Annotated in this window: 17 protein-coding genes; 14 read left to right on the plus strand and 3 right to left on the minus strand. The window is 67.9% G+C overall.

Annotated elements, in window-relative coordinates; genetic code table 11:
• Window position 1 precedes the first annotated feature (1 nt).
• From RMN86_RS14175 to der, 14 genes are all read left to right on the plus strand, one after another.
• On the plus strand, window positions 2-1,279 hold the full coding sequence (locus RMN86_RS14175; RefSeq protein WP_309606503.1) for an RsmB/NOP family class I SAM-dependent RNA methyltransferase: 1,278 nt from the start codon (window positions 2-4) through the stop codon (window positions 1,277-1,279).
• A gap of 9 nt (window positions 1,280-1,288) precedes the next feature.
• Entirely contained in the window at window positions 1,289-2,863 is a 1,575-nt protein-coding gene (gene guaA, locus RMN86_RS14180) for a glutamine-hydrolyzing GMP synthase (RefSeq protein WP_309606504.1), read from the plus strand.
• A 137-nt stretch (window positions 2,864-3,000) separates the two neighbouring features.
• Window positions 3,001-3,384, plus strand: coding sequence for a hypothetical protein (locus RMN86_RS14185; RefSeq protein WP_309606505.1), 384 nt, complete (start codon window positions 3,001-3,003; stop codon window positions 3,382-3,384).
• A 142-nt stretch (window positions 3,385-3,526) separates the two neighbouring features.
• Complete coding sequence (locus RMN86_RS14190; protein ID WP_309606506.1) at window positions 3,527-3,874, plus strand: ArsC family reductase; 348 nt, start codon at window positions 3,527-3,529, stop codon at window positions 3,872-3,874.
• Between the two features lie 2 nt (window positions 3,875-3,876).
• The gene (locus RMN86_RS14195; RefSeq protein ID WP_309606507.1) at window positions 3,877-4,242 is read left to right on the plus strand and encodes a VOC family protein; all 366 of its coding nucleotides are present in this window, start codon (window positions 3,877-3,879) and stop codon (window positions 4,240-4,242) included.
• A gap of 101 nt (window positions 4,243-4,343) precedes the next feature.
• Window positions 4,344-4,829 carry a hypothetical protein gene (locus RMN86_RS14200; protein ID WP_309606508.1) on the plus strand — a complete coding sequence of 162 codons (486 nt, stop codon included), beginning with the start codon at window positions 4,344-4,346 and terminating at the stop codon, window positions 4,827-4,829.
• Window positions 4,826-5,365, plus strand: a complete 540-nt coding sequence (locus tag RMN86_RS14205) for an RNA polymerase sigma factor (protein ID WP_309606509.1) — start codon at window positions 4,826-4,828, stop codon at window positions 5,363-5,365. The genes RMN86_RS14200 and RMN86_RS14205 overlap by 4 nt, the downstream gene beginning before the upstream one ends.
• On the plus strand, window positions 5,352-5,660 hold the full coding sequence (locus RMN86_RS14210; RefSeq protein WP_309606510.1) for a hypothetical protein: 309 nt from the start codon (window positions 5,352-5,354) through the stop codon (window positions 5,658-5,660). The genes RMN86_RS14205 and RMN86_RS14210 overlap by 14 nt, the downstream gene beginning before the upstream one ends.
• 106 nt (window positions 5,661-5,766) lie before the next feature.
• Window positions 5,767-6,159 (plus strand): DUF6249 domain-containing protein, encoded by a 393-nt coding sequence (locus RMN86_RS14215; protein WP_309606511.1) that lies wholly within the window; start codon window positions 5,767-5,769, stop codon window positions 6,157-6,159.
• A 25-nt stretch (window positions 6,160-6,184) separates the two neighbouring features.
• The gene (locus RMN86_RS14220) at window positions 6,185-6,769 is read left to right on the plus strand and encodes a sigma-70 family RNA polymerase sigma factor (RefSeq protein WP_309606512.1); all 585 of its coding nucleotides are present in this window, start codon (window positions 6,185-6,187) and stop codon (window positions 6,767-6,769) included.
• Window positions 6,762-7,139, plus strand: coding sequence for a hypothetical protein (locus RMN86_RS14225; RefSeq protein ID WP_309606513.1), 378 nt, complete (start codon window positions 6,762-6,764; stop codon window positions 7,137-7,139). Before RMN86_RS14220 ends, RMN86_RS14225 begins: the two co-directional genes overlap by 8 nt.
• 110 nt (window positions 7,140-7,249) lie before the next feature.
• Entirely contained in the window at window positions 7,250-8,014 is a 765-nt protein-coding gene (locus RMN86_RS14230; RefSeq protein WP_309606514.1) for a tetratricopeptide repeat protein, read from the plus strand.
• Window positions 8,011-9,399 (plus strand): PQQ-binding-like beta-propeller repeat protein, encoded by a 1,389-nt coding sequence (locus tag RMN86_RS14235; RefSeq protein ID WP_309606515.1) that lies wholly within the window; start codon window positions 8,011-8,013, stop codon window positions 9,397-9,399. Before RMN86_RS14230 ends, RMN86_RS14235 begins: the two co-directional genes overlap by 4 nt.
• 25 nt (window positions 9,400-9,424) lie before the next feature.
• The gene (der, locus tag RMN86_RS14240; protein WP_309606516.1) at window positions 9,425-11,032 is read left to right on the plus strand and encodes a ribosome biogenesis GTPase Der; all 1,608 of its coding nucleotides are present in this window, start codon (window positions 9,425-9,427) and stop codon (window positions 11,030-11,032) included.
• On the opposite strand, the gene RMN86_RS14245 is transcribed toward der, so the two are convergent.
• The 3 genes from RMN86_RS14245 to RMN86_RS14255 all read right to left on the minus strand — a co-directional run.
• Complete coding sequence (locus tag RMN86_RS14245; protein ID WP_309606517.1) at window positions 10,980-11,723, minus strand: SDR family NAD(P)-dependent oxidoreductase; 744 nt, start codon at window positions 11,721-11,723, stop codon at window positions 10,980-10,982. The two genes, der and RMN86_RS14245, sit on opposite strands and share 53 nt — an antisense overlap.
• 11 nt (window positions 11,724-11,734) lie before the next feature.
• Window positions 11,735-12,745, minus strand: a complete 1,011-nt coding sequence (locus RMN86_RS14250) for a bile acid:sodium symporter family protein (RefSeq protein WP_309606518.1) — start codon at window positions 12,743-12,745, stop codon at window positions 11,735-11,737.
• 47 nt (window positions 12,746-12,792) lie between these two features.
• Window positions 12,793-13,341 (minus strand): amidophosphoribosyltransferase (locus RMN86_RS14255; RefSeq protein ID WP_405041352.1); only part of this gene is annotated, 549 nt, incomplete at its 5' end.

Genomic DNA, 13,341 nt, shown 5'->3' on the forward strand with positions numbered 1-13,341 from the left:
CTTGCGTGACGCCGGACGCCTCGCGGCGGCTATCGATGTCCTGACTGAGATCGAGACCCGCCACCGGCCCGTCCGGCTCGCGCTGAAGAGCTGGGGGGACAGCGCCCGCTATGCCGGGGCGAAGGACCGCGCCTTCGTCTCCGGCCTGGCGCTTGACGTGTTGCGACGCCGCCGGTCGCTGGCCTGGCGGATGGGCGAGGACGCTCCCCGCGCCGTGGCGCTGGCTGCCATTCGCTTCCTGTGGGACTGGCCGCTGGAGCGAGTCGCCGAGGCGGCCGGCGAAGAGCCGCATGGAGTTGGTCCGCTCACCGACGCCGAGCGGGCGACGCTGGAGCGGCCGCGCAGTCTAGCCGACGCTTCCGACGCGGTTCGAGGGGACTATCCGGACTGGCTGGACGCTTCCATGGCCCGGGCTTTCGGCGACATGCGGGCGCCGGAGGGCGCGGCGCTCGCCGAGCGGGCGCCGGTGGACCTTCGGGTCAATCTGCTGAAGTCCGACCCGGAGCGCACGCTGAAAGCCCTGACGTCACTCAACGCCGAGCCGACCGACGTGCTGGCGACGGCGCTGCGCATGCCGGCTCTGGATGCGAGCGCGCGCAGCGGGGCGGTGGAGACCATCCCGCAGTTTTCCAAGGGATGGTTCGAGGTGCAGGACCTGGGGTCGCAGATCGCCGCGACCTGCGCCGGCGAGGTGAAGGGCAAACAGGTGCTCGACCTCTGCGCGGGCGGCGGCGGCAAGACCCTGGCGCTCGCCGGGGCCATGGGCAACACCGGTCAGATCTACGCCTATGACTCAGACGCCCGACGCCTGGCCGACACCATCCGTCGTGGCGACCGGGCCGGAGTCCGAAACCTGCAGGTCCGCTCGCCGGCGAATCCCGACCCGCTCAAGGGTCTGGAAGGCAAGATGGACGTGGTCTTCATCGACGCGCCCTGCTCGGGCGCGGGCTCGTGGCGGCGGCACCCCGACACCAAATGGCGGCTGACCCCGGAGACTCTGGAGCGTCGTATGGCCGACCAGGACTCCGTGCTGGACTCAGGCGCAGCCTTTGTGAAGCCGGGCGGTCGGATGGTCTATGTCACCTGCTCGGTGCTGCCGGAGGAAGACGAGGATCGGGTCACGGCCTTCCTGGCGCGGACCGAAGGCTTCGTCCTGAGCCCCGCCACCGACGACCCGAAGCTCGCCCGATACCTCACTTCCGAGGGGTATCTTCGCCTCTCACCCCGCACGTCCGGCACCGACGGGTTCTTCGTCGCCGTGCTGGAGAAACCTCGCTGACGGAGCCCCATGACCGAGCCTGCTCACGCCCCCCCGGAACACGAGCGCGTCCTGATCGTCGATTTCGGCAGCCAGGTGACCCAGCTGATCGCCCGGCGGCTGCGGGAGAGCGGGGTCTATTGCGAGATCCATCCTTACGACAAGGTGGACGCGATGCTGGACGCCTACGCGCCCAAGGCGGTCATCCTGTCGGGCGGGCCGGCCAGCGTGCATGAGGCGGCGAGCCCCTCGGCGCCGCAGCGGATTTTCGAGCTTGGCGTGCCGGTGCTGGGCATCTGTTACGGCGAGATGACCATGTGCGCCCAGCTGGGCGGCGCGGTGGAAGGCGGCCACGCCCGCGAGTTCGGCCGCGCCGAGATCCGCATCGAACGGCCGTCGCCCCTGCTTGCGGGCCTTGGCGAAGGCGGCGCCCCCGAAACTGTCTGGATGAGCCACGGCGACAAGATCACCGCCATTCCGCCCGGTTTCGAGGTGGTGGCGTCCTCCGACGGCAGTCCCTATGCGGTGATCGCCGACGAGGCCCGCCGCTTCTACGGCATCCAGTTCCACCCGGAGGTGGCGCACACACCGCACGGCGCACGGATGCTGCGCAACTTCACCCACGGTATTGCCGGGTTCAGCGGCGACTGGACCATGGCCGCGTTCCGCCAGGAGATGGTGGCGAGGATCCGCGCTCAGGTGGGCCCGGATCGGGTGATCTGCGGGCTTTCCGGTGGGGTGGATTCCTCGGTGGCCGCGGTGCTGATCCACGAGGCGATCGGCGCGCAGCTCACCTGCGTGTTCGTCGACACCGGCCTACTGCGCCATAACGAGGCCGAGCAGGTCGTGACCCTGTTCCGCGACCACTACAACATCCCGCTGGTCCATGTGGACGCGGGCGACCAGTTCCTGGGCCAGCTGGCCGGCGTCAGCGACCCGGAGACCAAGCGCAAGATCATCGGCCGGGTGTTCGTGGAGATTTTCGACCGCGAGGCGGCCAAGGTCGAAGGCGCGGCGTTCCTGGCCCAGGGCACGCTCTATCCCGACGTGATCGAGAGTGTGTCGGCCAGCGGCGGCCCCTCGGCGGTGATCAAGAGCCACCACAATGTCGGCGGCCTGCCGGACTATATGAAGCTCAAGCTGGTCGAGCCGTTGCGTGAACTCTTCAAGGATGAGGTTCGGGCGTTGGGTGTGGAACTGGGCCTCGCCCCCGCCTTTGTCGGCCGCCATCCGTTTCCCGGCCCGGGCCTTGCCATCCGCATCCCGGGCGAAATCACCCGGGAAAAGGTCGCCGTGCTGCAACAGGCCGACGCCATCTACCTGGACGAGATCCGCAAGGCCGGCCTCTACGACTCGATCTGGCAGGCCTTCGCCGTACTCCTTCCCGTGAAAACGGTCGGAGTGATGGGGGACGCCCGCACCTACGAAGACGTGCTGGCCCTGCGCGCCGTCACCTCCACCGACGGCATGACCGCCGACTTCTTCGAATTCCCCTGGGAGGTCCTCGGCCGCTGCGCCACCCGGATCATCAATGAGGTCCGCGGCGTCAACCGGGTGGTCTATGACGTAACGTCCAAGCCGCCGGGGACGATTGAGTGGGAGTGAGGGCCGGGGGTAGCGTTGCCGTCGATGGCGCGCGCTTTCGATAGCGAATGAGGATGTCCGGCCGAAGGTCGTGCTCCGGCCGCGAGCTAACCACCGGCGTCAGGAGGAGGCGAATGGCTGGGTCCAGAGGCAGATGGGTGCGGGTCAAGGCGCTCACGGCTCAGGAGCGTGCCGGCGTCGGAGCCGTCTGCGAGCGCTTCATCGCCGAGACCTTGAAACCCCAATTCCTTCCTGAAATCCGGCCGACTTCGTTCAACTATCCGATCGACATCTTTGGCAAGTGGCGCGGGAACAAATTCAGCTTTATCACACGCTATCGCTCGGGGTTTCCAGAGAACGCCGGCGAGGAATTCGACACCGCCTACACCCGCCTCGACCACGTGGAGGAACACGTGGGCGATGTCCGTTTCCACGTCATGTGGCATCGTCATACCGGTCAATGGTTCCGCCTCCATGCCTCGGTTACGCTTGATGAGGCCTTGAGCCTGATCAAGAGCGAAGGGCTGCTTTGGCCGCTGTGACCAACGCTGGTCTGCCGGGTTGCTTCGCCCGCAAGTGGAACTCGAGTGGAAACCATAGGTAGAACCATGCGACGCGCGGCCGGCCACCCGCCAGAGACGCCCGGAGCTTGAACATCGGTCCAAACCGCGCCTTGATGGCCGCATGACGGTGACGCTCTACGGGATCAAGGCCTGCGATACGATGCAGAAGGCTCGCGCCTGGCTGGACGGGCGCGGCGTCGGCTACCGGTTCCATGACTACAAGACCCTGGGCCTGGATCGTGGCGTGCTGGAGGACTGGGTGCGGCGGGTAGGCTGGGAGATCCTGCTCAACCGGGCCGGCACGACGTTCCGCAAGCTGCCCGACGCCGAAAAGAGCGGCCTCGACGCAGGCAAAGCCATCGACCTGATGCTGGCCCAGCCCTCGATGGTCAAGCGCCCGGTGCTCGACGCGGGCGGTGTTCTGATGGTGGGCTTCAAGCCTGACATCTATGCCGCGATGTTCGGCTAACCATGGCCCAGGTGCGCTACATCGTCGACGACGTGGACGCGGCGGTCGCGTTCTACACGGGCAAGCTCGGGTTCGCCCTTGAGCAGCAATTCGGGCCGGCGATGGCGATCCTGCGGCGCGACGACCTGCGCCTGTGGGTGGCTGGGCCGCTGGCCTCGGCGTCGCGGCCAATGCCGGATGGCGCGCAACCGGCGCCGGGCGGCTGGGGGCGTTTCGTGCTTAGTGTCGAGGATCTGCCCGACTTGGTCGAACGCCTGCGCGGGGAGGGGGTGCGGTTCCGCAACCAGATCGTCGAGGGGCCCGGCGGCCGGCAGATCCTTTGCGAAGACGCGGCGGGCAATAGGGTGGAGCTGTTCGAGGCGCGGTGAGCGCGCGCGCCTTCGTTGCATCCGATCGGCGGGGCGGTGGCGACTAGGGTCAAAGGCGATTGGCGCGATGCCGCCCGCCGGGATCGAGGGAGCTCAAGCTCATGGTTTATTTTTTCAGCAGTTACTGGTGGTTGCTCTTTCCCATCGGGTTCTTCGTGTTCGGGGCCTGGGACCGCTGGCTCGCCTACAAGCGCAGCCGCGATCACCTCGACCTATTGAGACACTATGCCGAGCAGGGCAAGGAACCGCCGCCCGAGCTGGTGCGCGCGGTCAGCGGCGAAATGCCGGGCGGCGAGGCGCGCGGCGCCTATCCGCCGGGCTACGGCAATGCGCCGCCGCCATTTCCGCATCCCTACTACTGGTCCGGCAACCGGGCCTGGCGCCGCTACTACCGCTGGGGGCCGTACTGGCAGTGGCGCAGCGCCTTCATGACAGGCGCCGTGGCCGCTGGCTTTTGGGCCGCGTCGGAATGGTCCGACTGGCCGGGGACCTATGAACCCTTCCGCCTGGTGGCGATCATCATGACAATCGTGGCCGTGGGGAACATGCTCGGCGCGGTCTTCTCGAGCACCTTCCGGGACAAATGAGCCCGGCGAGCCTCGACGAGGCGCTGGTCGCCGCCGCCCAGGGCGGGTCGACGGAAGCCTTCTCGCGGCTTGTGGAACGGCATCAGCAGGCGTTGCGCGCGTTTCTGCGCCGCGCCTGCGGGGACTGGGCTCTGGCCGACGACCTGGCGCAGGAGACCTTTCTGGCGGCGTGGTCGCGGATCGGACGCCTGAAAGCCGGCGCGAGCGTGCGGGCCTGGCTGTGCGGGATCGGCTACAACAAACACCTCACCACCCTGCGGTCCCGGGCCCGCGCCCGGACTCGCGAGGCGATCTATGAGGCCGAGCGACCCGCCGGATCGCGGGCGTCGGCGGAGGACCGGGTGGCCCTTGACCGGGCGATGGCGGACCTGCCGACGGATCAGCGCGCCTGCGTGGCGCTCTGTCTGGCGGCCGACTTCAGCCATGCCGAGGCAGCCGAGGCGCTCTGCCTGCCGCTCGGGACCGTGAAGAGCCATGTCGCGCGGGGTCGCGCGCGGCTGCTGCTAGCCTTGGGAGTAAGCGATGACGCAAGCTGACGATCACCTCCGGGGGTTGTTCGCCTCGGACGCGCCGGATGCACGAGACCTGACCTTTTCAACGGCGGTGATGGAAAGGGTCATGCGGCGGCGTTTCCAGGAAGATGTGGCGTTGCTCAGTGGTGCGAGCGTCCTGGGCGCGGGCGCCCTGTGGGTGCTGTGGCCCGTACTGCAACCCGTGCTGGTGTCTCTGTCCCAAGGCTTTGCGCCGCTCGTGAGCGCGCTGGCCGTCGTGCTTTGCATCCAGATTATTCTGAACGGCCGTCCGGTTTCGGCGACCGGCCTGGAATCATGACCAAGAATTCACCGACAAACCTGCATCCAACGGCAGCGCTTCCAGCCTCTTCCTCATCGAAGACGGACCCGAATGACCCGCCAAATTTCTAGATAGGAGTTGAGCCATGGAAGGCACAATCGCAGTCCTGATCCCGTTCGGGTTCATGGCAATGATCGCGGCCATCGTGATCGTACCCAGATATTTCCGGAGCATGGAGCGGCAGAAGATGGCCGAGACGCTGCGGGCGGCCATCGAAAAGGGCCAGCCCATGCCGACAGAAGTGATCGACGCCATGTCCAGCAATGTGCGAACGCCCGCCGCGCCACCGTCCCCATCCCGAGATCTTCGAACCGGCCTGGTCTGGATGGGCGTCGCCGTGGGCCTGGCCGCGATGGGCTTGGCCCTCAGCTTTGAGGATCCCGATACCCTCTACCCGATGATCGGCATCGCAGCCTTCCCAGGCTTCATCGGCGTGGCCTTCATCATCATGTGGGCGATCGCGCGCGAGCGAAAGTAAGCGGGTCTCGCTGGGGGAACAGCCCATGCTGGGCGCATCACATTCCAAGTTCGCCAGCCTGCACGATGTGGAGCTGTGCACTCAAGCGGCGACCGGGGAACGGCGCGCCTTTGGGGAACTGGTGCGCCGGCACAGCTCGGCCGTCCGCGGCTTGCTGCGTCGGATGGGGGCGCAGGCGGCCGAGGCTGACGATGTGGCGCAGGACGCCTTTCTTACCGCCTTCGAGCGGATCGCGGAGTTTCGCGGCGAGGGAACCTTCGCCGGCTGGGTCCGCAAGATCGCCGCCAGGCTCTATCTTCGCCGCCTGCAGCGTGACCGTCGACTGGGGGTGTTTGCGACCGATGCGATCGAGGACGAGCCCGAAGTCGGCGGCGGCGACGCCGATGCAGCCATTGATCTTGACGAGGCGTTGAAGACGCTGGGTCCCGCCGAACGGCTCTGCGTGACCCTATGCTTCGGCGCGGGACATTCTCACAGTGAGGTGGCTGAAGCCTTGAACCTGCCCCTCGGAACGGTCAAATCGCATGTCAAACGTGGTCTGGATAAACTCAGAACGCGACTGGCGCCGGCTGACGACGCAGATCTTGAGGGGAGGCGCGGCAATGGCTGAGATCGAATTCGAGCGTAGGCTCGAGCGACTCTTCGCAGCGACCCCGGAGTTGTCGGACGCCGGCGCGTTCGCTGATCGCGTAGCGCGGCGGCTTGATGCGGGCTGGACAGCGCGTCGCTGGCTGATCGGGGCCGCGGGCGTGGTCGGCGGCGTGATCGGAGCCAGCCAGCTGATGGTGTCCAACCTGTTCCAGCGGGCCGAAGCGGTGGGCGATTCCGCCCGCCTGATCTCGACCAGCTTGAACCATCTGTCGAGTGGGACCGACTGGGTCGCCGCAGCTTCGAGCGGCGGCGGCGTGGTGTGGGTCGCCGCGGCTGCGGCCGTGGTGATGATGGGCTTCGTGCTGTCCCGGGTTATCGGCGAGATCTGACACAGCTTCCCGGCATTTTGCGGACGGGAGGATCGGTTGCGGCGCGAGACGGCGCGCTATAGGTTCCCGGCCTCTGAAACGCGGCGCCAAATTCTGTCCGGAGTCCCCGATTGACCGATCTGTTTGAAGAGGTCGAGGAGCAGCTGCGCTCCGACCGCTATCGGGCGCTCGCCCGCAAGGCTGCGCCGTGGGTCCTGGCTCTGGCGGCCGGGGCGCTGCTCATCGCGCTTGGGACCTGGGGTTGGCAGCAGTATCGTCAGCAGACCACAGACAAGGCGTCCGTGCAGTATGGGCTCGCCATGTCGGCGCGGGCCCAGGGCGACACAGGCAAGGCCATTGAGCTGTTTACGGCGGTCTCGAAATCGCCCGCAAAGGCCTATGCGTCCCTGGCGTTGATGCAGCTCGGCGGCCTGAAGATCGCCTCCGCCCAGCCGGACGAGGTCAAGGCCGCCGTGGCCCTGTTCGATCAGGCTGCGGCTGCCGCGCCTGACGATGTGCTGGGCGACGCCGCGCGCCTCAAATCCGCCTTCGCGATCCTCGACACGGCTCCCTATGCAGAGTTGGAGGGGCGTTTGTCGCCGCTGATGAAAGAGGGCCGGCCCTATCGGGTGCAGGCGCGCGAAGCGTTGGCGTTCGCCAAGCTGATGAAGGGCGACAGCGCCGGCGCACGGCGCGACTTCGTGGTGATCGCCAATTCGCTGGACTCCCCGGAAGGCGCCCGCCAGCGGGCCAAGGCGGCCATAGAGCTGATCGATACCGGCTCGGCCAAGGCCGTTCCCGCCGCGGTCAAGGCAGCGGCCACCCTGCCGCCGCCGATGCTCGTCGCGCCGGGCGGACTGCCGCTGGCTCAAGAACAGGCGCCTGTCACCCAATGACGCCGCGCCGCCGAAGCGTCCTCGCCGTCCTGATGATCGCTGCGCTGAGCGCCAGCGGTTGTTCGATGATCAGCAGGCTCAACCCGTTCCAGGGAAAGGGCGGACCCAAGGAGATCGCCGCCGAGGGCGAGCGGATTTCCATTGTCGCCGCTGACCAGAAACTGGAGCCGGCTGAGGCTCTGAAGGGCGTGGATTTCGCTCTGCCGCCCGTGGGCGTCGTGGCCGACTGGCCGCTGCCCGGCGGAACCGCGGAGCAGGTGGTCGGCAACGCAGACGCGGCGCCAAATCTCAGCATCGTCTGGCGCCGCAGCTTCGGCAAGGGCTCCAAGGGCGGAGCAAATGTCACGGCGCCGCCGGTGGCCGCCGGCGGCCGGATATATGTGATGGATGCCGAGGCGACGATCTCGGCCCGCGACGCCCAGACCGGGGCGGAGGTCTGGCGCGTGAACATGCGGCCAACGGACAACAAGCGCGACAGGGAAGCCTTCGGGGGCGGGCTCGCACTGGCCGGCGGAAAACTCTACATGACCTCCGGCTATCGGATGGTCGCCGAGCTTGACGCGGCAACCGGTCGGGTGGGTTGGCGGACGCGGACAGAGCAGCCGATCCATGGAGCGCCGACAGTCGTTGGCGGCCGGGTCATGGCGGTGGCGATCGACAACACGCTGATGACCTTCGATGCGGCCACCGGCGCGCCGGGCTGGACCTACCAGGGGCTGTCGGAATCGGCGCGCATCCTGTCTTCTTCCAGCCCCGCGGTGTCCGGCGATACGGTGGTGGCCCCATTCGGGTCCGGCGAATTGGTGGCGCTGCGCGCGGCCAACGGCAACGACCTTTGGAACGAGGCCCTCTCGCGGGCGAGCCGCAACAGTGCGCTCTCCGAGATCCGCGATATCGCCGGACGTCCGGCGATCTATCAGGGCGATGTGTTCGCTGTGAGTCATTCCGGCGTGTTCGCCGCCACCGACCTGCGCACGGGCCAGGCGCGCTGGAGCCTGCCCGTGGTGGGCATCACCTCGCCGCTACCGGCCGGGGACGTGGTCTATGTGGTGGCCAAGGATGGCCAGGTGATCTGCGCGTCGCGCGAGAGTGGCCAGATCTACTGGATCCGCGACCTCAACGCCGGCTATGTGGCCAAGCGCGAGGGCGGGTTGTGGGGTATCGGCGGGCGCAAGATCGGCAAGCCCCTGTGGTCGACCCCGATCCTGGTCAACAATCGGCTGATCATCGTGGGATCCAGCGGCCAGCTCGTGGACGTCAATGCAAAGACCGGCGTCGTCGATCGACGGGTCGAGCTTGGGGCGCCGGCCCTGATCGGGCCAATCGCAGTGGGCGGCATGATCTATGTGGTGACCGATGACGCCCAGCTGATCGCGCTGCGCTGAACGCTTTTCGGTCTATGCTGACCCCATGGCGCTGAAACTCGCGATCGTCGGGCGACCCAACGTGGGCAAGTCCACGCTGTTCAACCGGCTGGCTGGCCGCAAACTGGCGATTGTCGATGATCAGCCAGGGGTGACCCGCGACCGGCGCTTCGGCACAGGCCGCATCGGCGACCTCGACCTGGAACTGATCGACACCGCCGGCTTCGAGGACGTCACCGATGACAGCCTGGAGGCGCGGATGCGCATCCAGACCGAGCTGGCCATCGACGATGCCGACATCGCCCTGTTCGTGATCGACAGCCGCGAGGGCGTCACGCCCATGGACGAGGTGTTCGCCGAGATTCTGCGGCGGCGCGACATGCCGGTGGTCGTGGTGGCCAACAAGGCCGAGGGTCGAGCCGGCGAGAGCGGCATCCTGGAAGCCTTCAGCCTGGGCCTCGGCGAGCCGGTGCCGATCTCCGCCGAGCACGGCGAGGGCATGGCCGACCTCTATGCGGCCCTGATCGCGGTCGCGCCCAATCAGGACGATCACGAAGATGAGGATGGCGACAAGGCGGTCAAGATCGCCATCGTCGGGCGTCCCAACGCCGGCAACTCGACCCTGGTCAACAAGCTGATCGGCGAGGACCGGATGCTGACCGGCCCGGAAGCCGGCATCACCCGCGACGCCATCCCCGTGGACTGGACCTGGGACGGCAAGGCCGTGCGGCTGGTGGACACCGCGGGCCTGAGGCGCAAGGCCAAGGTGCAGGAGAAGCTGGAAAAGCTTTCCACCCACGACTCGATCCGCGCCATCACCTTCGCCGAGATCGTCATCCTGGTGATGGACGCCACCCACCCGTTCGAGATCCAGGACCTGCAGATCGCCGACCTGGTCGAGCGCGAGGGCCGGGGGCTGGTTTTCGTCCTGGCCAAGTGGGACCTGGTGGACGATCCGCAGGCGAGGCTCGCCGAGATTGTCGAGGAGGCGCAGCGCCAGCTGCCGCAGGTGCGCGGCGCTCCGATCATCCCGCTGTCGGCGGAGACCGGGCGGGGGCTGGAGAAGCTGATGCCGGCGGTGTTCAAGACTCACGCCGACTGGTCAACCAAGGTGAAGACCCGCGATCTCAACGATTGGCTGAAGATGGCCACTGAGCGTCATCCGCCGCCGGCGGTAAGCGGCCGGCGGATCAAGCCCAAATATATGGCCCAGACCAAGGCCCGGCCGCCGACCTTCGTCCTGTTCGCCAGCCGCGCCGACCAGCTACCGGAGAGCTATCGCCGCTATCTGGTCAATTCGATCCGCGAGAGCTTCGACCTGCCGGGCGTACCGATCCGGGTGACGGTGAAGTCGAACAAGAACCCCTATGCCGAGGGCGAGGAGAAGTCCGGCCAGGGCTCGGCGCGGGCGCCGTTCGGGTTGCCCGAGGGCGGCCTGCCGACGACAGGCTTGAAGGCCAAATTGCGCACGGCGGCCTCGGTCAAGGCCAAGGCCGGGGCCTCTGGCAAGCCCAAGCCGCACGGCAAGGCCAAGCCCGCAGGACCCAAGGCCAAGGTCGGCAATCCGCGCGGCCGGGCGCAGAAGCTGCTGCGGCCCGGCGTCAAGCCGAAGCGAGCGTCCCGGCCGCCCGCCACCGGTCGAAGGCCACGTTAGCCAGCGGCAGGCCGAGGTCCGCCTGAGCCAGCTCGACGATCAGCGGCCCGATCTCAGAGGGATGGGGGAGGCTCATCGGGTCCTCGCCCGGCATGGCCTCGGCGCGCATGGCGGTGCGCATCACGCCGGGATCCAGCAGGACGGCGCGGACCCGAGTCTGCTCCAGTTCGTCCGCCCAGGTGCGGACCATGTGCTCCATCCCCGCCTTGGTGACGCCGTAGGGACCCCAGAAGGCCTTTGGCCGGGCCACGCGGCCGGTGGTCAGGAAGATCGCCCGGCCGGCGTCTGACGCGCGCAACAGGGGCTCGGTCGTGCGGATCAGCCGGTAGGGCGCGGTCAGGTTCACAGCCACCACCCGGTCCCAGTGCCTGGGCTCGATGTGGCTGACCGGCGTCATCGGCCCCAGGATCGCGGCGGCATGGACCAGGATGTCGAGGCGCCCGAACCGTTGATGCAGGATGCCGCCCAACCGGTCGAGGCTGTCGCCGTCGGCGATGTCGAGCGGGACAAGGGTGGCGGGCTCCCCGGTGAGCCCGCGGATCTCGTCGTCGAGGTCGGTGAGGCCGCCCGCGGTGCGGGCGACCGCGACCACCTGAGCCCCCGCCGCCGCCAGCGCGAGGGCAGAAGCACGGCCGATGCCGCGACTGGCGCCAGTGACCAGGGCAATCTTGTCGGAGAGGGGCAGGGACATGGGGCGGCTTCCTAGCCGCTCGCGGGCTCGGTGTCAGCCCGGTTCGCGTAGCGCTGCGCGATTGCCGCGCAGGCCATGAGCTGGATCTGGTGGAACAGCATGAGCGGCAGCAGCGCCAGGCCCGCGGTGGCGGCGGGGAACAGCACGCCAGCCATGGGGACTCCGCTGGCCAGGCTCTTCTTGGAGCCGCAGAAGACAATGGCGATCTCGTCGGCGGTGGCGAACTTGAGCGCTCGGGCGGTGAAGAAGGTGGCGGCCAGGACAGCGGCCAGCAGGACGCCGCAGATCACCAGCAACCGCGCGAGGTCCAGCGCGCCAAGCTGCGACCAGACCCCTGCGACGACGGCGCTGGAAAAGGCTGTGTAGACCACCAGCAGGATCGAACCCCGGTCGATGAGTTGCATCAGCCGGGCGTGGGCCGCGGCCCAGCCGCCGAGCCAGCGGCGCAGCACTTGGCCCGCGATGAAGGGGGCCAGCAACTGCAGGACGATGGCCTCGGCGGACGCAGCCGAGAAGGCCCCCCTGGCATGCAGCAGCAGGCCGACCAGGAGCGGCGTGAGGATGATGCCCAGCAGGTTCGATGCGGAGGCGGCGGCGACGGCGGCGGCGACATTGCCCCTGGCGATCACCGTGAAGCCGATGGACGACTGGATCGTCGAGGGCAGGCATCCCAGGAATACGATGCCGCCCGCCAGCGCCGGCGGCGTGATCCAGGCGGGCAGCGCCGCCAGCCCAAGGCAGAGCAGAGGAAACAACCCATAGGTCGCCGCCAGCACCACAAGATGCAGCCGCCAGTGCGTCAGGCCGCCGATCACCGCCTCGCGGCTGAGTCGCGCGCCGTGCAGGAAGAACACCAGGCCGATGCCCACCTTGGTCGCCCAGCCGAAGTCCGTCGCGGCGTTTCCCCGCGCCGGCAGGAATGACGCCAGCACGACCATTGAGACGATCAGCAGCAGGTATTTGTCGACCTTCAGGCGACTGAGGAGGCTGGGGCGCTTTGCGGCGGCGGCCCTCTCCGTCACCTGCGGTGACACCTCCCCCAGAGGGGGAGGGACGTTCGCGTGGCTCACTACGCGTCGACCAGGAACGACAGCTGGCGTTCGGCCATGTCGTTGCGGCCCTCGGCGATCTCGCGGTCCAGCAGGCGTGTGGGATAGTCGCCGGTGAAATAGTGGTCGGTGAACTGTGGGCAGACTGGATCGCGCGGCGCGGAATCCATCGCCCAGTAGAGGCCGTCCACCGACAGATAGCCCATGGAGTCGACGTCGAGGATCCGGGCGATCTCCTCGATGGAATGGTTGGCGGCCAGCAGCTTTTCGCGGTCCGGCATGTCGATCCCGTAGAAGTCCGGCCACATGATCGGCGGCGAGGCCGAGCGCAGGTGCACCTCGGCGGCGCCGGCCTCGCGCACCATGCGCACCACGCGCACCGAATTGGTGCCGCGCACGATGGAATCGTCGATCAGCATCACCCGCTTGCCGGCCAGCACCGAGCGGTTGGGCGAGAGCTTCATGCGCACGCTGGACTCTCGGGTCGCCTGGGTCGGCTGGATGAAGGTGCGGCCGACGTAGTGGTTGCGGATGATGCCCATCTCGAAGGGCAGGCCGGCTTCCTGGGC

The sequence above is a fragment of the Phenylobacterium sp. genome, assembly GCF_031360265.1.
Classification (GTDB): Bacteria; Pseudomonadota; Alphaproteobacteria; order Caulobacterales; family Caulobacteraceae; genus Phenylobacterium.